Here is a 19,915-nt window from a genome sequence, read left to right on the forward strand (position 1 = left end):
GTAATTTCATTAGAACCGCATCGGAATTATCAGCGAGAAAGTTCTTTTTCAACCATGGTAGAAGACTTTCATTAATCCAGTCGCTTGTGTATCGATTTTTGCATGCTTTGGCTACTTTAACGAAATGGACACTCTACTCAAGAAAGCTCGGTGACTTCTCCCAAAAGATAGAGAAAATTGGGAACAAAGCGGCAGGAAATTCCCGCTGAAACATGGCGTAGAATTTTCGCAGTTGAATATTAAAGCTTATTTTACGAATGTGAAGATTCAATGGATTTGACTGGGAGACACTGGAGGGGAACTAATAAAAACCATAAGAAATATTTCTTATGGTTTTTAAATCAATGATAAATAACATCAAGCTTGTTATCCGTAATCCAATTATATTCTTTTCCTGTAAGCGCAACTTCTTCCGGGTCCGGCCAAGTGATGTCCTTTTCACATTTACTGGTGTATCCTTGAAAATTCTTATATGCATTGGTCAAGGTTTTGGAAGCACCTACATACGTATTTCCGATAACATGTATTTTTGTAGTTGAATTAGTATTAACAGATCCTTTAAAGTACGCATTACCATATACAAGAATAAGACTATGTGGGCCTAAATCTATGTTTCCCAGTACAGTCAAATTTCCTTGGACATAAATACAGATATGGTTATTTGAATAGACGCCCCCTCCTATATACAAGTCTTTTTCAACTTTAAGGGAATCGTTGTTGTTTCCGCCTGTATTTATCAATGCATTATCCGATGGAGATGGTGAATTGATAATAAATGATTCAAAATTATAAGCAGCCCTGTTAATCGTAAATGGCCCATTTAATTCTACAAATTCTCTAACCGCACCTGATGAAGGGTAGGTAGTAATGGTTTCTTTACCAGTGTTGTTTACCGGTTTTGCCGGAATTGCGGGTCCACTCACAGGATCCACACTACTTGTTGCAATTTCTGGGGGAGCCACTTCCATACTGCCTTCCACTAATTTGCTAGTCCCGTTTTCAGCGATTCCAGTACTTTTCATTACTACAGTGATTCTTCCCGTATCATGAGCAGCACATCTACTAAGGTCGGCCGTTGGCACTTTATAAGAACCCTCAATCCGATTTTGTTCAATAATGCCGATTGCACGGATTTGATTGCATAATTCCTGACGGCTTCTGGAAATCGCTGTACCCGCTTGTGCTTGTGTAGCGTTAAACTTATATTTCTCAACTACGTTGGTTATAAGTGCTTGATAATGCAATAAACCCATTTCAGCATAATGCCTAGCTTGAACTTGGTCTTCCTTGTTATTAAACTGTTTCGCAGCATTCATATTCATTGTATACAAGCCCACGCCAAGAATAGTAAATACAAGTACTAGTAACATAACCATTATTAATGCATATCCTTTTTCGTCTTTTATGGTCTTCATTTGGTTACCTCCTCAGCGAAGCTTGCTAAATGTGGTTTCAATTTCATATGTAGCCCTTGGTTCAATTTCTAAGGTCATAATAAATTTCACATCTTGGCGCCGATCAATTATAAGAGTAGAAGAAGAATAGTTATAGCCTTCTGAAATTTTCGTTCCATCCATCAATAAAACTTCCGGATTTCCTCCTGCACGGATTTCCAATGTAATGACTTGATCACTATTCTCCAGATATTTATTCCTGATAACTTCTACAATATAATTCGCTTCTTGCTGCATTCTCTGGTTTGCTGCATTTCTGTTTGCCGCATTGGACCCATTCACGAATACAGAAACGGCTAATGCAGTGATAATTCCCACAATAGCTAATGCAGCCAACAATTCGACCAATGTTATTCCACGTTCGTTTTTCATAGTGCTGACCCCGCAGGCTGTTTAAAATACATTTCTGTCACAAAATTCTTACTCTTAAGCTCACGATTTGAATTCGACTTCACTGTGATAACCGCTTTCTTCAAATTAGTATTTGGAGGACCATTAGATACTTCAATTGCTATTATATAATTTTCATAATTATTGCTAGGAATACTGGTTCTCCCTTGTCGAACTTCCGCCATAACATCTTCAGCCACTTGTACAGCCGTCAATTTCTCACTATTATGCGCAGTAAATTTAGCTGATTGGGTAAAGAATGACATGAATGTAACTAATACTATTGCCAAAAGAACAAGTGAGACTAACAATTCCACCAGAGTCATGCCATGTTCATTTTGAAATTTTTCTTTCATAGGCTTTTCCCTCACTTCTACAATTAAGGCGTTTCTCTAAACATGTCATTTAAAGCCTTCTAAATTCTATTAAGGTAAGTTTAACATATTAAATAAATAAAAGCGGTGCTTTTTACCAATGTAAATGTAACTAAAATCCATAAAATCATAATTTATTGCTCAATAGAAAAAAGCGGAATCATAAAGATTCCGCTTTTACTTATTGCTGATGCTTATTCGATTAGCTGCGCAGTTCCGCGCCTACTTCTGTTAAAGCTGAAAGTACTTTTTCATGGACGTTTGTTACTTCTTCATCGGTCAAGGTTTTCTCCGGATCAAAGTATGTCAATGAGAACGCCACTGATTTTTTGCCTTCTTCCAGATTATCTCCTTCGTATAAGTCGAAGACACGCACATCTTTCAGCAGTTTGCCACCTGCATTGCGGATGACAGTTTCAATGGTACCGGCTTCCACAATTTTCGAAAGGACTAAGGCAACGTCACGCGAAATGGACGGATAACGAGGCACCGGTGTGTAAACCAGTGCTTCCGGTTCAACATTCAACAACGCCGACATATTCAATTCCATAACGATGGTCGTTTTCAAGTCGCGTTCTTTTTGTTCATTCGGGTGCAGCTGTCCGATAACACCGACACGGTTTCCGTTCAGCATGATAAATGCTGTACGTCCTGGATGCAAATCATCCATTTGACCGCGTTCAAACGCCAGTTCAACACCAAGTTTAGCTGCCAGCCCTTCCACGATTCCTTTCAATACGAAGAAATCGACGGCTTTCTTTTCCCCTTGCCAGCTATTGTCCAGCCATAATCCAGTCATAGCGATTGCTAAATGTTCTTCTTCATTCAGCAATTCGCCTTCTGTTTTCAAGAACACCGCACCGGTTTCATACATAGCCACAGAATCCATTCTTCTAGCCGTGTTGTACGATACCGATTCCAATAAATGCGGCAGCAGGCTTTGGCGAAGAACACTGCGTTCTTCACTCATCGGCATCAACAGTCTTGTCGTTTCTGTTTCAGTCAGCGCAAATTGAGTCGCTGATTTCTCAGACGTCAGTGAATAAGTCGTTGCTTGCAGAAGCCCTGCGCCTTCCAAATAACGGCGGACGATGCGGCGTTTTTCCTGATACGGCGTCAAGCCGCCTGGAGTCGCTTCTGTTTCCGGCAAAGTAGCAGGAATTTCATCATAGCCATAAAGGCGGGCGATTTCTTCTACAACATCTTCTTCTATTTGAATGTCTTGACGGCGCGTCGGCACCGAGATGACCAACTGGCCATTGATGGCATCCGCATTGAATTTCAAACGGTCCAGAATTTCCATCATGTCTTCAAAAGGAATCTTCATGCCAAGACGTGTATTAATGAAGTCTGGAGAAACTTTGACGATTTTTTCTTCCCGGTCCAGCTTATCGAAAATGACCGATCCAGCAAGCACTTCCCCGCCGGCAAGTTCAGCAATCAGGCTCGCTGCGCGTTCCGCTGCAGGAATGACGCGGTTCGGGTCGACGCCTTTTTCATAGCGTGAACTTGCATCGCTGCGCAGGCCATGGTCTTTTGATGTCTGACGGATTGAATTTGACGCAAAATATGCAGATTCAATGACGATGGTCTCAGTCAAATCGCTGACTTCCGAATTTGCGCCACCCATGACACCAGCTAGCGCGACAGGCTCTTCGCCGTTTGTGATAACCAAGTTATGTGCAGACAACGTACGTTCCGTGTCATCCAAAGTGGTGATTTTTTCACCTTCTTTGGCGTTTCTTACGGTGATATTGCCTGTTTTCAAAGAATCGTAGTCAAACGCATGCAGCGGCTGGCCGTATTCCATCAACACGTAGTTCGTGACATCGACTACGTTATTCAAAGGGCGTACTCCGGCAGCCATCAAGCGCTGCTGCAGCCACATTGGCGATTCTTTCACTTCGATATTGCGGATCACTTTAGCGACGTATAGCGGATTGGCGTCCGGTGCATCGATGTTCAATGTCAGCATGGATTGTGCTGTATCCGCTGCTTCCATGTAAGCCGCTTCCGGAAGTTTTACTTCTTCCGATAAAATAGCGCCAACTTCATAAGCGACACCCAGCATGCTCATGGCATCTGCACGGTTTGGCGTAAGGCCTAATTCAAGTATGGTATCATCCAAGTCGAAATTCGTGATGACATCAGAACCGATTTCCGCGTCTTCCGGCAAGACATAAATGCCTTCTGCGTATGCTTTTGGTACAAGCTTGCCTTCAATTCCTAATTCTTGAAGAGAGCAAATCATGCCGTTCGATTCTTCTCCGCGAAGCTTCGCTTTTTTAATTTTCATGCCGCCTGGCAGTATGGCGCCTGGGCGTGCAACAATTACTTTTTGTCCGGCTGCAATATTCGGTGCGCCGCAGATGATCTGTGTCGTTTCTTCGCCGACATTCACCTGGCAGATGGATAATTTATCCGCTTCCGGATGTTTGATGCATGAGTCAACGTAACCGACGACGACATTCGTCATGCCATGTGAACGGTCGATCACTGCATCGACTTCAATGCCGGAACGCGTGATTTTTTCACCAAGGTCAGCAGGTGCTAATTCTTGTGTATCTACATAATCTTTCAGCCATTTAATGGATACTAACATATTTTATTTCCTCCTTAAACTTCCGTGCGTTGGAATTGGGATAAAAAGCGGACGTCGTTCGTATAGAAATGGCGGATATCTTCCACACCGTATTTCAGCATCGCGATCCGTTCAGGTCCCATACCAAACGCAAAACCAGTTAGCCGTTTTGAATCGTAGCCAGCCATTTCAAGCACATTCGGGTGAACCATGCCGGCACCAAGGATTTCAAGCCAGCCGGTTTTCTTGCAGACGTTGCAGCCGCTTCCGCCGCATTTGAAGCAAGAAATATCCATTTCAACAGAAGGCTCCGTGAACGGGAAGAAGCTTGGACGCAGACGGATTTCACGGTCATCGCCGAACATTTTCTTCGCAAACACTTGAAGTGTCCCTTTCAAATCGCTCATGCGGATATCTTCGCCGATGACCAGCCCTTCAATTTGCGTGAACTGGTGAGAGTGTGTCGCATCGTCGCTATCGCGGCGGTACACTTTCCCCGGACAGATGATTTTGAACGGTTCCCCTTTTTTGATTTCCATTGTGCGTGCCTGCACGGGTGAAGTATGCGTGCGCAGCAAAATTTCATCCGTTATATAGAAGGTATCCTGCATATCGCGTGCCGGATGGCCTTTTGGCAAGTTGAGCGCTTCGAAGTTGTAATAATCTTTTTCCACTTCCGGGCCTTCCGCGATTTCGTAGCCCATGGAGATGAATAAATCTTCGATTTCCTCAACAACACGTGTCAGCGGATGAGGATTGCCCGTTTTTACCGGACGTCCAGGCAATGTAATATCAATGATTTCGCTTTGCAATTTTTCATTGATCGCTTGTTCTTCTAGAATCGCCATGCGTTCTTCAAGAGAAGCTGTCACTTCTTCACGGATCACATTGACCAGCGCGCCCATCTTCGGGCGCTCTTCAGCCGGCAGTTTCCCCATGCCTTTCAATAAGTCCGTAATCGGCCCTTTTTTGCCTAAGTAGGCAACGCGGACATCGTTCAATTCTTTTACATTTGTCGCCGCTGAAATTTTCTCCAGCGCTGCGGTTTTTAATTCCTGCAATTGTGCTTCCATTTTTTCTCCTCCTTTTAAACATAAAAAAGCCCCGTCCCAAAAAAGGGACGAGGCATTATTCGCGGTACCACCCTAGTTATTGCGTCAGGCGCAATCACTCATTTACATAACGGCTCTTCACCGGCCTGTCTTTACAGCAGTTCTACTGGTCCCGTCAGGCAGCTCGCGGGGTGAACTTCCGAGGCGTTTTGCATATCCGCACTTCCAGTCAAGGTGCAGACTCCCTTTTTGCAACTTCGCGACGTACTTTTCCCGGTCACAGCTTTTGTTATTTACCTTTCAATTATACGAAATTTCACAAGTTTAATCAAACTTAGTTTTTCGGCACCAGACTATACAGCAGGATTCCCGTAGCTACTGCAACGTTCAATGATTCTGCTTCGCCGTATAATGGCACCACCAAGTTCTGGTCCGTCTGATTCAATAAAACCGGATCCACGCCGCTGCCTTCATTGCCGACAATCAAAGCAAAATCTTCCTGGCTTGTTACTTCATGCGCAGGCGTCGCGTTGACTAAGGCTGTCCCGAACAATGGAATGCTGCGGTTTTTCAGTGCACTTGCCCATTCTGTCAGTTCGCCTTTTACGACAGGTATCTGGAAATGGGAGCCTTGTGCGGAACGGACCGTTTTCGGGCTGAACGGGTCTGCGCAGCCTTTCCCAAGAACGACCGCATCCATGCCACAAGCTGAAGCTGTGCGGATCATCGTTCCAATGTTGCCTGGATCTTGGACCGCATCAATCAGCAATAATTTGCTCCACGATTGCTGTTCGTCTTCCATAAATTCCGGCTGTGCGCAATGGGCGAAAATCCCTTGCGAATGCTCCGTCTCAGAAATTTCTTTCGCAACCGCTGCCGTCACCGAGTACTGAGGAACATCCGATACATCCCAGTCCTCTGGAATATCGACGCCTTCACGGACAATCAAGGATTTGATGAGTTCTTTCTTTTTCAATGCCTCTTCCGTCAAATGAAAGCCTTCAACCAGAAACTCGGCAAATTTATCGCGCTCTTTTCTGGTGGTGACAAGCTTTTTCCAATGCTTGACGAGTGAGTTTTGAGTGGATTCAATTCTTTTCATAATGTGGTTCACGCCTTTATTTCAGAATAGCTCAAGTATAGCATATAGAAATGCACAGGTGCCCATGTAGATTCGACAAGCATAGGCGAAGCGACGCTTTTGCCGCGTAGCCGGATTAGCTTATGCTTGAGCGCTGGAGTCTGGATACAGCTTACAATTCCTTCGTGAAAAAGTCGAAGCCTAATGCTGTCGCGAGTCCGAAAAAGAGGGTCCACAGCGCAATGCTGATGGTCAGCCAAAGTGTCGTATTCTTTTTCGTCGCCCCAAGCGTCATTCCGATGAAAGCTGCGATATGTGTGCCGATGAGAATCGGACCCAGAAGCGCAAGTCCAGGCAAACCATATTTATTCCATATTCGCTTTGCCCGTTCGTTTTTCTTGGAATGGATTTTCCCTTTTTCCTCTTGCCGCTTTAAATACCAGACTTTGAATCGGTCAAAACCGATAATGAGCGCCAGCACCGTCAACATATTGCCGACAAAAGCCATCACCATTACCCAAAACGGCGACAGTCCCCAGACAATTCCGAGTGGAATGACCAATGCAATTTCAAGCCACGGAATCGCGGCTCCAAGAAATACAAGAAAATATTCGTAAATCATTCAGCTTCCTCCTTCAAGTGTTTGCTGACTTCTCGGTAATAAATCCAGTACTGGCCAAGCGCGATGCACAAGATTCCCCAAATGATGAAAATTCTTGGCAAGGGCATGACAATCGCAAATGCTGCCAGGAGAGGCAATCCCCATGTAATGAACGTATATACTTTTTGGGCTGCTTTCCGGGTGATGTAAGTCATACCTTCATCCTGCTCCATGTATTCAGGCGGCCGTATTGAAAATGCAGAAACTCGTTGTGCTGGGTTTCTTTTATTGTGGCTTCTCAATTTGTAAGCGAATATTGCCAGCATGATTGAATACAAAATCACTGAGCCTACAGCAAATATACCTTCTGCCGGTCCGATGCTTACCATAATGCTCGTTTCATTATCTGTTTCGATCACTTCTGTAATGGGTGAACTGATGCCATAAGCAAAAATCCCCAGTACCACGATAAACCCCATCATCCACAATGGATACTGCAAGCGAAAATCATTTTTCATCCTCTTCATCCCCTTCCAACCAGAATAATTCATCCACATTCGTCTGTAATGCTTTCGCAAGCTTTAGCGCCAACGTAATTGAAGGCGAAAACTCGCCTTTTTCAATAAACGCGATCGTCTGCCGTGTGACATCCACTTGCTTGCCTAAATCACTTTGTGTAAAACCGTACCGTGCCCGCAGCTCTTTCACCCGATTCTTCAGCATCCGCTTCATCCTTCCTTTTGCCGATGTTCGGTCTATATAACATAATGTATAGTTTACTTAACATTAAGTCAAGTATAATTAACATTTTTCTCTGGCAGCTGTTCGCTGGCGAACAGCGGACCGGGGTCATTATAATTAAAAAGGCCCTCCGCTGGCTGCGGAGGGCTTGTGAGTATGGATTATTGGAAAAACCGAGAGAAAAGGAATTTAAATGGATGCTTTTCGCGGGCGAAAAGCGTTAAAAGAGAGCTTTCTGATTTTCTATGATCACTTTTGGAGAGTCTATGAGCGTTGAAGACAATTCTATGATCACTCATCAACGTTCTATGATCACTATTTGACTTCTATGATCACTCAGCGGCTTTCTATGATCATTCACTCTAATTACAGCAGATATTTACTTCAGAAAATATCTGCTGTGCCTTTTTTGTCCGGCTTTTTCAAAATCATTTAAAGTGAGCAACCGTTTAACAGTATGGCGATCTTTTATTCCGGTAAAATCTCTTATATTTTCATTTGAAACCGGCCCGCCAAAAAAAGAAATATATTCGAGCACTGCTCTTACAGGACTGTGATTGTCGACCAGCCCGCATTGTAAACATCGCCAGCTGCGAAGATGTTTGGCTACAGTTGGCGTTTCGCAGTGCTCACAAAAAATACCGTGATCCAACAGTTCAGGTTTTATTGAATACTGGACTAGAATCGGCTTTTGCGGAAAAGGTGTCTGGTTGCTTTCGATTAAATTCTTCGTATACTCAAGGGAAGTTCGTAAGTTCGTTGGAGGTTTGTATTCTTTGATGATTTTAAAAAGAACTTCAATCATGTGGTGATGTCTACATGTACGAATATTTCGGGGGAGGGATTTGAGTTCGGATTGCTTGGCGGTAAAAACCAGGAGTCCATCGACAGGCAGCTGGATAGAATGTGCCGCGAACCAAGCTTTCATGAAGCGTATGTGTTTCTCCACTTGTATTGCTGGGTTGTCCATAACTGTTTTAATACCGGTTCCATCAACGCGATAAAATTCGCTTGTGTCGTTATCGAAATATAGTTCGCCGCTAATATTTTTTGATTCGATAATAATGGCTACTTTTTTCGTTAATAACAGTCCATCGATCTGAACCGGCCACTGATTTAATGTGAGGCAATTGTTCCAAATAATTTCGTATCCTTCTGGAAAATAAAATTCAATAAACTTTTTACGCAACCGCTGCTCTCCTCGTATTCCAGCTTCTGTGTTAAATAGCTCTTTTTCGAGAAAGAGTTGATCGGGAGAACCCGCTTTCAACCTCCGGATTGCGCCTTGCAATGCTTCTGCTCTTGATAATTTCATATCTTCCTCCTTTCTAGGGTAGATGAATTATATCATCCATGATGATTTCTGCGGTTTTTTTTTTCTATGATCACTCTGGGAGATTCTATGATCACTCGCAGCATGTCTATGATCACTCAAGGCTGTTCTATGATCACTCATCCATTAAATACAAAAACCTCCGCCAAAGGCGAAGGTTGGTCAATCACTCGAATGTAATCCGAGCAACTGTGTCTTTATCTAATTTCTTAATCACTTCAATGACCAGCTTCACTGCATTTTCATAGTCATCGCGGTGCAGGATGCCGGCATGCGAGTGGATATAGCGGGTAGCTACACCGATCGAAAGTGATGGCACACCGTTTGCTGTCAAGTGGATGGATCCTGCATCAGTTCCTCCGCCAGGGATCGTTTCAAATTGATAAGGAATGCCAGCTTCTTCCGCAGTATCGAGAACAAGCTCGCGCAAACCACGGTGGGAAACCATCGAAGCATCGTATAACACAATCTGCGGACCGGCTCCCATTTTGCTGTTGGATTCCTGGGAAGAGATTCCCGGTGTATCCCCTGCAATGCCGACGTCAACCGCAAAACCGATATCCGGCTGAATAATAGCTGCTGCAGTTTTCGCACCGCGAAGACCGACTTCTTCTTGAACAGCTCCAACTCCATAGACGATGTTCGGATGATCTACGCCTTTTAACCCTTTCAAAACGTCAATGGCAATGGCGCAGCCAATGCGGTTGTCCCAAGCTTTCGCCATCAGCATTTTATCATTGTTCATGACATGGAATTCAAAATACGGCGTAACCATATCTCCTGGCATAACACCCCACTCTTTCGCTTCTTCACGCGTGGAAGCGCCGATATCAATGAACATATCTTTAATTTCGACCGGTTTTTTACGTGCTTCCGGCGATAGAATGTGCGGCGGTTTTGAACCGATGATTCCAATGATTTCTTTGCCGCTGCGAGTCGTGATCGTGACGCGCTGTGCCAACATGACTTGTCCCCACCAGCCGCCAACGGTCTGGAATTTCAGAAAGCCTCTATCGTCAATTTGTGAAACCATAAAGCCGACTTCATCCAAATGTCCAGCTACCATAATTTTTGGTCCGTCTGCAAGACCTTCTTTACGGGCAATCAAACTTCCTAAACCATCTGTTTCCACTGAGTCTGCGAACGGTGTTATGTATTTTTTCATGACTTCACGTGATTGCCGTTCATTTCCGGCAATCGCATTCGCATCCGTCAATTCTTTTAACATCGTTAATGTTTCATCTATGTTCGCCATTAATTCGACCCCCTAAATGTTTATGTCCATTTATTATAAATCAAATCCTTCTTATTATCAAAAAATTATGCTAATAACCTTCATTTTGCCGATTGTAGTTTGTCTGGTTTTTAGCGATATAAGCCTTCAATACATCATCATATGTAAACCCGAGCGCTCTTGCAATTGCTCCATACCAGCTCCAAGTCTCCTGGTAATTTTCCATCGTATAGCCTTCTATAAAACTATGTATAGCCGCTTGGGTTCCTAAGAACAATTCCGTTAAATCCCCTTCAACTACAGGGTTTGGCCAAGTTTCCAGGTCAGTTAATTTTTTCTCAATGCCCAGTGACAGCAAAAAGTGAATGGAATCAACATATTCCTCTAAAATCACAGCTCGATCTGACGGCCCTTTTGTGCTCCAAAATTTGAAGCAGCGAGTTTCATTGGCCAGTTCCGCCAGTTCCACCAGCAAAGCCAAGCCTTTTTTCCGGAAGACATCTTCATTGACTCCTTGATTTGCTTGAATATATCGGTCCAGTTCTTCCTGCATTAAAAATAACTCTCGCAGTTCCATAAAAACACTCCTTAATTTAAATAAAATCTTGAAACTATTATACTTTCCATCCGTATATTATACATTAGAACAATTGTGGACAGGAGGTCTTCATGTGGCTTTTTTAATTCGCCTTATTGTTATTGCCCTTATACTTTACTTGTTCTACCGCCTGCTCCGCTATTTATTCGATCCAAAGCGGAAGTTTGATGCAGCTATAAAAAGTGGTGCTTATTATTTTTATGATGATGCGAAAAATGTCCGCAGGAATTTTTTCATGACGATGCACGGTGTAGTATTTGAAGGAGAAAAGTATTTTGGAACGACAAAAGAGGCATTTGAAGTCGCGTCTATATTTGTCTGGGCAGAGAATCCCACTAAGCTGCAGAAATTCACAAAAGAGGATTTTTATTTTCTTGAAAAAGAAATTAGGATGCGTTATCCAAAAGCGCAGATCAATTGGAAAAATCCGATAGAACAATTAATGAAAAGCCAAGGGTGAACGCTCACCCTTGGCTGAAAGTTTGATAACTCCATAAAAGGATTGCCGCGTCAATTACAGCGAGCATGAGGAAACCTATCCGGAAATTGGTATGGCGCGTCTTATGGCGGAATACCATCATGCCAAGATAAGCGCCAATGCCGCCGCCAAAAATAGCAGCTGTCCAGAGGTTTTTTTCAGGGATTCGCCGGCCACGCTTTTGCGCCTGCTTTTTGTCTATGTACATCATGAAAAATGCCAGAATGGATAAAGCTCCAAAGTATCCTAGTATAATATAAAACATCTAAATGCCTCCATAGAAAAAGACTGACGAAAATTCGTCAGTCTTTTATTTTAATTATTGTCCAGCTGCAATGGCCGGGCTTTTCTTACTTAGCTACTGCTTGTTTTGCAGCATTTGCAAGTGCAGTGAAAGCAGCTGCATCAGATACAGCGATTTCAGCTAGCATTTTGCGGTTGATGTCGATTCCAGCAACTTTCAAACCGTGCATTAGACGGCTGTAAGAAATGTCGTTCAAACGAGCTGCTGCGTTGATACGAGTGATCCACAGTCTGCGGAAATCACGTTTTTTGTTGCGACGGTCACGGTAAGCATAGTTACCAGATTTCATCACTTGTTGGTTAGCTACTTTATATTGAATGTGCTTCGCACCGTAATAACCTTTTGCTAATTTAATTACCTTTTTACGACGCTGGCGCGTCACTGTTCCACCTTTTACGCGTGGCATAATTCATTACCTCCTGCTTGAATATGAAAAATTCGATTTTTATTTTTGGATTACTTCATGTTATAAATTAGAGATTTGATGCGTTTCAAATCGCCTGCAGAAACAAGTTTCCCTTTGCGAAGGTGACGCTTTTGCTTAGTCGATTTGTTTGCAAATAAGTGGCTTGTGTGTGAACGGTTGCGTTTTACTTTACCTGTTCCAGTTTTCTTGAAACGTTTCATCGCACCGCGGTGGCTTTTCATTTTCGGCATTTCGAGTTCCTCCTAAACAATTGTACTATTATTCTTTTTCGTTTGTTGGCGCAAGCATCAAGAACATGCTGCGGCCATCCATTTTAGGGCGCTGTTCAACCGTAGACACATCTTTGCACGCTTCGGCGAAGCGCTCAAGAACTCGTTGTCCGATTTCTTTGTGCGTAATTGCACGGCCTTTAAAACGAATTGAAGCTTTCACTTTGTCGCCTTTTTCAAGGAACTTGATCGCATTGCGAAGTTTCGTGTTGAAATCGTGTTCGTCAATTGTCGGGCTCAAACGAACCTCTTTGACTACGATGACTTTTTGATTCTTGCGGATTTCACGATCTTTCTTTTGCTGTTCAAACTTGAATTTACCATGGTCCATGATACGTGCAACCGGTGGCTTAGCTTGTGGAGCCACTAGTACAAGATCCAAGTTGACACGGCCAGCAATTTCAAGTGCTTCGTTACGTGTTTTTATGCCGAGTTGTTCACCGTTCTGATCAATAACCCGTAGCTCACGTGCACGAATACCTTCGTTTACATTAATGTCTTTGCTAATATTAATCCACCTCCGGATAGTGTCGCGAATAGCTTAAATGTTCAAACCGACGATTGCCGGTTGACAGGTTCCGATCCAAAACAAAAACGGATGGACCACAGAGGTCCACCCGCAAATTATGACAGCACGCGAAAGCGTGAAAAAGTCAATATCGTGTATACCTGCCAACAATCGGTCGATCAGGTGAGAAGCGGGTGCTCCTGCTTTGCACATATAAGTATTCTATAACCTTATCTATAATATCACGCACTAAGATACATGTCAACCCGTTTATCGAAGTTCGCTTTGGATCAATTTCAGGAAGTCTTCAAATGGCATGCTTTCTGACTTCTGTTCTCCGTATTTGCGGACATTGACCGATCCGTTTTCAAGTTCTTGATCACCGATGACCAACATGTAAGGAACTTTCTGCATTTGGGCTTCCCGGATCTTATATCCCAGTTTTTCATCGCGTTCATCAATATCAACGCGCAGACGGTGGTTCTGCAATTTCTCCTGAACTTCTTTCGCATACGCACTGTGGGCATCAAGAGAAACTGGAATCACTTCCACTTGCACTGGAGCCAGCCAAGTCGGGAAGGCACCTTTATATTCTTCAATCAGGAAGGCAACGAAGCGTTCCATTGTGGAAACGACACCTCGGTGGATAACGACTGGACGGTGCTGCTTGCCGTCTTCTCCGATATAAGAAAGATCAAAACGCTCAGGCAATAGGAAATCAAGCTGGACAGTCGACAAAGTTTCTTCTTTGCCAAGAGCTGTTTTCACTTGGACATCCACTTTAGGGCCGTAGAATGCCGCTTCGCCTTCCACTTCAGTATATGGAAGCCCCAAATCATCCATCGCTTCTTTCAGCATTGCTTGGGCACGGTTCCACATAGCATCGTCGTCGAAGTATTTCTCTGTATCTTCCGGGTCGCGGTAAGACAAACGGAATGAATAATCTTTAATGTCGAAGTCTTTATACACTTCAATCACCAGATTTACTACGCGTTTGAACTCTTCTTTGATTTGGTCAGGGCGCACAAAGATATGTGCATCGTTTAATGTCATGCCGCGTACACGCTGAAGGCCCGAAAGTGCGCCGGACATTTCGTAACGGTGCATAAGCCCAAGCTCCGCAATGCGAATTGGCAAGTTGCGGTAAGAATGGATGCCTTGTTTGTAGATCATCATATGGTGCGGGCAGTTCATCGGGCGCAGCACCAATTCTTCGTTGTCCATCTGCATAACCGGGAACATATCATCCTGGTAATGATCCCAGTGTCCGCTTGTCTTGTACAAGTCAACACTGCCCATCACCGGAGTATATACATGGTCATAGCCCAAACGCTCTTCTTTATCGACAATATAGCGCTCAATGATGCGGCGGATTGTTGCGCCTTTCGGCAGCCACATCGGCAAACCTTGGCCTACCTTTTGGGAGTTCATGAATAAATTCAATTCTTTCCCGATTTTGCGATGGTCGCGTTCTTTCGCTTCTTCCAGGAAAGCCAGATGTTCTTTTAAGTCTTCTTTCTTGAAGAAAGCAGTTCCGTAGATGCGCTGCAGCATTTTATTGTCGCTGTCGCCTCTCCAATAAGCTCCTGCTACACTCAGCAATTTGAATTCTTTCAGTTTTCCAGTCGATGGTACGTGAATGCCGCGGCAAAGGTCGAAGAATTCGCCTTGTTCGTAAATCGACACTTGCTCATCTTCCGGAATTGCTTCAAGAAGTTCTAATTTATACGGATCTTCGATAGCTGCGAAACGCTCTTGAGCTTCTGCCCGTGAAACGTCCAAGCGCACGATTTCCAAATTTTCATTGATGATTTTTTTCATTTCTTTTTCAATTGCGGACAGATCTTCAGCTGTAATCGGCTGTTCGGAGTCAATATCGTAATAGAATCCATTTTCAATTACCGGACCCACACCAAATTTGGCATCGGGATACAGGCGTCTAACCGCTTGAGCTAATAAATGAGCAGTTGAATGACGAAGAATTTCAAGTGCTTCATCAGATTCAGGAGTAATGATGGCAATGCTGCCGTCTTCATTGATGGGTGATTTCAAGTCGATTAACTGCTCGCCCACTTTACCAGCCAAAGCTTTTTTGCGAAGGCCCGGGGAGATGGATTGAGCAATTTCTTCTGTAGTTGTGCCTTTTTGGAACTCCTTTACTGCACCATCAGGGAATGTTAATTGAATCATGTCTGACATATTACTCTCTCCTTTTTTTAAGATACGTCAATTTCTGCTGATGATCTTTCACAAAACAGCCCTGCTAAGCAGCAGCTACTTTTGCTGTTTCATTCTTTATCATTTAGTCAGCTATGAAATACAACGCCATCTTCTATTGTTTTTTGAACAAATAAAAAAAGCCTCATCCCAAAGGGACGAAGCTCTGTTCGTGGTTCCACCCTTCTTCTATCCTGGACAGAAAAACTATCCAAAATGAAGCTCTGCATCGGCTAACGGGCCGGTACCGTCAGCTGCTACTACAAGTTCACAGCTGCTGCTCGAAGGTGGTAAGCGTTTTGCCGGAACTAAGAAGCTTGCAGCCTGGGCTTCTCTCTCTGAAAGTCGTACAATTCCGCTTTTGTCCTTGTCAAAGCATTTTAAATCATAATTCGATTATTTTTACTATACTGCTAAAAAATCAAAAACGCAACCGTCTCTTTAAAGAAAAAAGCATACTAGAACGGCCGTTTCCGCTTTTCTTATTGTCCAGCTCCGGCGCCTAGGCCCTCGAGGTCGCTTCGTACTTGGCCCGAATGGCAAAATACGCCATTCAAACCAAGTCCTCCAGCGCTTGTCGGGCCTTTCCAGGCACCTACGCTTTTCTTTATTAATTTCTTCTATTAGGGCCATCCAGTTTTACTGGAACCGTCAATGCACGGATGCGTTCCATAACTCGAGCCGCTTTTAGATCTTCTTTTTCGCCGCGCTGTGAATAAGTCAGGTGATGCTGAAGTTCAGAGTAGCTGAAATTAGAGGTCATGAAAGTTGGCAGCCTTTCTGCCATGCGGTAGTGCAGAATGGTGCCGAGCACTTCATCGCGTGTCCAGCTCGACATCGCTTCCGCTCCAATATCGTCAAGCATCAAGACATCCGCTTTTTTCACATAATCCACTTTTTCCTGCAAAGTCTGATCGCCGATCGCCTGCTTCATCTCGCGCATAAATTCCGGTACAAATACCAATACGGTTTTGACACCCATTTCAGCAAGTTCATTTGCCATGGCACTCAGCAAGTACGATTTTCCGACACCGAATTTGCCATAGAGGAATAACCCTTTATCGGGAAGATTATCTGGACCACTTGCTTTCTCCAAAAAGTCTCCTGCCGCAAGGAACGCTTCCATTCTTCTCGCATCCGGTTCAAAATCTGAAAAAGTCGCCTGCAGCACTTCTTTCGGCATATACATGCTGTGAATCATTGAAGAAGCTCGGCGTTTATTGTCATGCTCATTTTTCAATCGGCAAGGCGTATAGGAAATGCCAATATTGCCGCGTTCCAGAACCAGGTTCGGTTCAAAGCCCTTTAACGTGTTAATGCAGTTTCCGAGGCTCGAGCATTTATTGCAATCATGCGATTGATTGATATATTCATATAACTTTCCCAATCCTTTATCAACGACACTTTTATCGATATCCGCTGAATGATCTTCCAAGAATTTTTGAACTCCTGGATGTTCGAGCACTTCTTTCCGCATATCATTATAGCGTTCTGAAAAAGCCGGGGCATTCACCACTCGTTTCAATGTTTCGCGAATCGGCTCCATTTAATCACCTTTACCTTTCTTCAGCGCAAGTTTTGCGAGAAGTTTTTGTTTTTCCACTTCCAATTTATCATTTTTCGGTTCGTTGTTAACTGCAGGAGCTTCATCTTTCTGATAAAACCATTCAGGCAATTTTTCTTCCCTCACTGGTTTGCGGCTTGATTTCGACGTATTCCTGGAAGCCGCAGTCGGAGAACCTTCCGATTTCCATTTAACATATTGCTCGTGTTCGGTGCGGGCAAGTTCCATCGCATCTTTCGCCGTCGTAACTTTTTTGCGGAGCCAATGAGATGCTATTTTTTCAACATACGCTTTGGTCAGCTTCATATCGGTCCGAAGCAAAACGTATTGCAGCAGCACATTAACTACAGCCGGCTTCATCCCATATTGCAAAACAAGCTGATTTGCCAATTGAACATCTGCCGGCAGCGGTTCTTTGCCGTTCGCAATATCGCGGAGCACTTCAACAGGTGAAGCTGATTCCAAATACAAGATTAACTCATCTTGCCTTGTTTTCGGTTCTTCCACAATCTTCGGTTCAGTTTTATGGGCCTGTACCAATTGCGGCGCTGTTGTCGCTACCGTAAGCTTGTAATATTCAGACGCGGCCTTTTTAATACCGTCGACGGTCAGTTTGTAATCATCATCAATTGCCAATAATATCACTTTTTGCATATCAAGCGGTCCCCAGCTGTATAGAAACGCCAGTTTTGAAATCGTATCTTTTATCGTGGCCGTCAACACCCGGGTTGGCACTAATTGTTCCGACAATCCTTGCCGCAGCAATCCAAAATCAAAATCTGAATCGGTCTCATAGCCGCCATTCGGGCGCTCCTGTAAATCTGGCTGTTCCGCTGGGTATCCCGCTTTTGCATGAACGGGCTGATAAATATCCGTAAATGTACGGGAAACTTCTTCGTAGCCTTCTCCTATTTCCGTATGTATCACAAAACGGTCTCTCACTTTTCGATAAGCCGATTCGCCAATTTTGCTGAATAAAAACATCGACAGCAACGGGTCCATGAAAAAGCTTTTAGGATCAAGCGGAGGGCATAAATCATAGATGAAGGAACGGCTTTCTTCGTCTTTGCGATAAGTTCTTAGCAAACCGATGGCTTCCAATTGAATGCGTGCTTCAAAAATTTTAGCAATCGGAATGCCGAGAATATTCATCAATGTATAATGAGTCGTTTCTTCCTTCATCTCTTCCCCTTCAGCCCAAAGCGTCATATAAAAAGAGACGGCTTCCGCACCGATCAATGGCTGATACAGCAAAGTCAATAATTGGCGGTCATAATTTGAAAATGGATACGGCAACCGAATTTTAAAAGAATCCGCAGCTTGAAGTTCTTTATATAGTGCAGACATGGTTCACCGCCTTACTCAGATTTCTTGTCTTCCGGATTCTTTTTGAGTAAATCCTTCAATTCGTCGATAAACACCGTGATGTCCTTGAACTGCCGGTAAACCGAAGCAAAACGGACATAGGCTACTTCATCAATGCCCGCCAATCGATCCATCACCAGTTCTCCGACATCTTCGGATTTCACTTCGGCATTGCCTGTGCGCCGAAGATTTTTTTCAATATCAAAAACTACTTGTTCTAGCACTTCCAGCGGAACTGGCCGTTTTTCGCATGCCCGGATCAAACCTCTCAAAACTTTTTCACGGCTGAATTCTTCACGAGAACCATCTTTTTTGACAACAATCAAAGGCATTTCTTCCACTTTTTCAAACGTGGTATAACGATAGCCGCAGGATTCACATTCCCGGCGCCTTCTTATGGATTTGTTATCATCGACTGGCCGCGAATCAACTACGCGTGTACCATTATGCTGGCAAGCTGGACATTTCATTTTGACATCTCCCTAAACTTTCTATCTATCATAAGTTGAACTTGAAATTTTTATTTGGTGATATTCTGCAAAACTGCTATGAAGCTAACGCAACGAAGCAGAGAAAGGTGCAATGCAGGAGCCGTACCAGAAACACTGGTCTTTGCCTTACCCAAAGCGGCCGAAATGGTATTTGAAAAGACAATTCTTTAGTTCAACTTATCTGCTCTATCTAGTATAACAAAATTTCTTCTGTAAAATAGAAAAAGCAGAGGATTTTATCCTCTGCTCGTTGTTTTTCATGTTAAATGGATTATGCATTTACTGAAACTTTGGATTTCCCAACACTGACAGGACCCATTCCGCGAGGCACTTCTACAAATTCACGTGTACCGGAATTAAGTGCTTCTGCGATATAATTCGCTGCAATTGTCGGATCAAGATCTCCGCAAGTATATACGTCGATACTTGCATATCCGTGTTCTGGGAAGCTATGAATAGTCAGGTGAGATTCAGAAATAATGACCACACCGCTTACGCCTTGAGGTGCAAATTTATGAAAAGCTACTTCTCTGACTTCCGCTCCGGATTTCAGTGCTGCATCAACAAAAGTCTGTTCGATAAAATCCATATCGTTTAATTTGTCAAAATCACACTGCCAAAGTTCTGCAATTACGTGACGTCCCATTGTTTCCATGGTTCGTTTCCCCCTTTGATATCATTTTGTTTTGATGCGCAAAATATTCAAAGTTGACTACCACGGGGGAAAGTTAGTCCAAAGAGGTCCTAACCCTTTAAGCAGTCATGTGAATAAAGATTGCTCCATCCGTCTCGCGCCAAACTTATACGAAAACGAAGAAGTTTGCAGTCGTTTTTTGACTACGAATGTTAGTAT

General features: G+C 43.6%; 22 protein-coding genes and 2 other annotated features. Of the genes, 1 reads left to right on the forward strand and 21 read right to left on the reverse strand.

Annotation, left to right across the window (positions count from 1 at the left end):
- Positions 1-341: 341 nt before the first annotated feature.
- The 12 genes from AC3AQ9_RS06640 to AC3AQ9_RS06695 form a co-directional block, all read right to left on the reverse strand.
- Positions 342-1,415 carry a hypothetical protein gene (locus AC3AQ9_RS06640; protein ID WP_488306636.1) on the reverse strand — a complete coding sequence of 358 codons (1,074 nt, stop codon included), beginning with the start codon at positions 1,413-1,415 and terminating at the stop codon, positions 342-344.
- A 12-nt stretch (positions 1,416-1,427) separates the two neighbouring features.
- Positions 1,428-1,826: a PilW family protein gene (locus AC3AQ9_RS06645; RefSeq protein ID WP_488306637.1), complete on the reverse strand. Its 399-nt coding sequence runs from the start codon at positions 1,824-1,826 to the stop codon at positions 1,428-1,430.
- The gene (locus AC3AQ9_RS06650; protein WP_488306638.1) at positions 1,823-2,200 is read right to left on the reverse strand and encodes a prepilin-type N-terminal cleavage/methylation domain-containing protein; all 378 of its coding nucleotides are present in this window, start codon (positions 2,198-2,200) and stop codon (positions 1,823-1,825) included. Before AC3AQ9_RS06650 ends, AC3AQ9_RS06645 begins: the two co-directional genes overlap by 4 nt.
- Before the next feature lie 220 nt (positions 2,201-2,420).
- Entirely contained in the window at positions 2,421-4,820 is a 2,400-nt protein-coding gene (pheT, locus tag AC3AQ9_RS06655) for a phenylalanine--tRNA ligase subunit beta (protein ID WP_488306639.1), read from the reverse strand.
- Between the two features lie 14 nt (positions 4,821-4,834).
- Entirely contained in the window at positions 4,835-5,872 is a 1,038-nt protein-coding gene (gene pheS / locus AC3AQ9_RS06660) for a phenylalanine--tRNA ligase subunit alpha (RefSeq protein WP_488306640.1), read from the reverse strand.
- A 40-nt stretch (positions 5,873-5,912) separates the two neighbouring features.
- Positions 5,913-6,141, reverse strand: a binding site (T-box leader).
- Positions 6,142-6,185: 44 nt separating this feature from the next.
- Entirely contained in the window at positions 6,186-6,953 is a 768-nt protein-coding gene (locus AC3AQ9_RS06665) for a TrmH family RNA methyltransferase (RefSeq protein ID WP_488306641.1), read from the reverse strand.
- Positions 6,954-7,104: 151 nt separating this feature from the next.
- Positions 7,105-7,554 carry a small multi-drug export protein gene (locus AC3AQ9_RS06670; RefSeq protein WP_488306642.1) on the reverse strand — a complete coding sequence of 150 codons (450 nt, stop codon included), beginning with the start codon at positions 7,552-7,554 and terminating at the stop codon, positions 7,105-7,107.
- Complete coding sequence (locus AC3AQ9_RS06675) at positions 7,551-8,051, reverse strand: hypothetical protein (RefSeq protein ID WP_488306643.1); 501 nt, start codon at positions 8,049-8,051, stop codon at positions 7,551-7,553. The genes AC3AQ9_RS06670 and AC3AQ9_RS06675 overlap by 4 nt, the downstream gene beginning before the upstream one ends.
- Positions 8,041-8,256 carry a helix-turn-helix transcriptional regulator gene (locus tag AC3AQ9_RS06680; RefSeq protein ID WP_300983796.1) on the reverse strand — a complete coding sequence of 72 codons (216 nt, stop codon included), beginning with the start codon at positions 8,254-8,256 and terminating at the stop codon, positions 8,041-8,043. The genes AC3AQ9_RS06675 and AC3AQ9_RS06680 overlap by 11 nt, the downstream gene beginning before the upstream one ends.
- 397 nt (positions 8,257-8,653) lie before the next feature.
- Positions 8,654-9,589 (reverse strand): nuclease-related domain-containing protein, encoded by a 936-nt coding sequence (locus tag AC3AQ9_RS06685; protein WP_488306644.1) that lies wholly within the window; start codon positions 9,587-9,589, stop codon positions 8,654-8,656.
- 184 nt (positions 9,590-9,773) lie between these two features.
- Positions 9,774-10,862 (reverse strand): M42 family metallopeptidase, encoded by a 1,089-nt coding sequence (locus tag AC3AQ9_RS06690; RefSeq protein WP_488306645.1) that lies wholly within the window; start codon positions 10,860-10,862, stop codon positions 9,774-9,776.
- Between the two features lie 70 nt (positions 10,863-10,932).
- Positions 10,933-11,418, reverse strand: coding sequence for a dUTP diphosphatase (locus AC3AQ9_RS06695; RefSeq protein ID WP_488306646.1), 486 nt, complete (start codon positions 11,416-11,418; stop codon positions 10,933-10,935).
- 94 nt (positions 11,419-11,512) lie between these two features.
- Between AC3AQ9_RS06695 and AC3AQ9_RS06700 the strand changes: the two genes are divergently transcribed.
- On the forward strand, positions 11,513-11,899 hold the full coding sequence (locus AC3AQ9_RS06700) for a sigma-w pathway protein ysdB (protein ID WP_488306647.1): 387 nt from the start codon (positions 11,513-11,515) through the stop codon (positions 11,897-11,899).
- A 4-nt stretch (positions 11,900-11,903) separates the two neighbouring features.
- Here the strand turns inward: AC3AQ9_RS06700 and AC3AQ9_RS06705 are convergent, their stop codons facing one another.
- The 9 genes from AC3AQ9_RS06705 to speD form a co-directional block, all read right to left on the reverse strand.
- On the reverse strand, positions 11,904-12,182 hold the full coding sequence (locus AC3AQ9_RS06705) for a DUF1294 domain-containing protein (protein WP_488306648.1): 279 nt from the start codon (positions 12,180-12,182) through the stop codon (positions 11,904-11,906).
- An 85-nt stretch (positions 12,183-12,267) separates the two neighbouring features.
- Positions 12,268-12,627, reverse strand: a complete 360-nt coding sequence (gene rplT, locus AC3AQ9_RS06710) for a 50S ribosomal protein L20 (RefSeq protein ID WP_488306649.1) — start codon at positions 12,625-12,627, stop codon at positions 12,268-12,270.
- A 50-nt stretch (positions 12,628-12,677) separates the two neighbouring features.
- Positions 12,678-12,878 (reverse strand): 50S ribosomal protein L35, encoded by a 201-nt coding sequence (rpmI, locus tag AC3AQ9_RS06715; RefSeq protein WP_033541514.1) that lies wholly within the window; start codon positions 12,876-12,878, stop codon positions 12,678-12,680.
- A 28-nt stretch (positions 12,879-12,906) separates the two neighbouring features.
- Positions 12,907-13,425, reverse strand: coding sequence for a translation initiation factor IF-3 (gene infC / locus AC3AQ9_RS06720; protein ID WP_488306841.1), 519 nt, complete (start codon positions 13,423-13,425; stop codon positions 12,907-12,909).
- 270 nt (positions 13,426-13,695) lie between these two features.
- Entirely contained in the window at positions 13,696-15,624 is a 1,929-nt protein-coding gene (gene thrS / locus AC3AQ9_RS06725) for a threonine--tRNA ligase (RefSeq protein ID WP_488306650.1), read from the reverse strand.
- Between the two features lie 169 nt (positions 15,625-15,793).
- Positions 15,794-16,025 (reverse strand) — a binding site (T-box leader).
- A gap of 227 nt (positions 16,026-16,252) precedes the next feature.
- Entirely contained in the window at positions 16,253-17,188 is a 936-nt protein-coding gene (gene dnaI, locus AC3AQ9_RS06730; RefSeq protein WP_488306651.1) for a primosomal protein DnaI, read from the reverse strand.
- Complete coding sequence (locus tag AC3AQ9_RS06735; RefSeq protein WP_488306652.1) at positions 17,189-18,553, reverse strand: replication initiation and membrane attachment family protein; 1,365 nt, start codon at positions 18,551-18,553, stop codon at positions 17,189-17,191. It abuts the gene before it with no gap.
- A gap of 11 nt (positions 18,554-18,564) precedes the next feature.
- Positions 18,565-19,041 carry a transcriptional regulator NrdR gene (nrdR, locus tag AC3AQ9_RS06740; protein ID WP_488306653.1) on the reverse strand — a complete coding sequence of 159 codons (477 nt, stop codon included), beginning with the start codon at positions 19,039-19,041 and terminating at the stop codon, positions 18,565-18,567.
- 292 nt (positions 19,042-19,333) lie between these two features.
- Entirely contained in the window at positions 19,334-19,717 is a 384-nt protein-coding gene (gene speD, locus AC3AQ9_RS06745) for an adenosylmethionine decarboxylase (protein WP_488306654.1), read from the reverse strand.
- Between the last annotated feature and the right edge of the window lie 198 nt (positions 19,718-19,915).

The organism is Planococcus sp. VCh962, assembly GCF_057748275.1.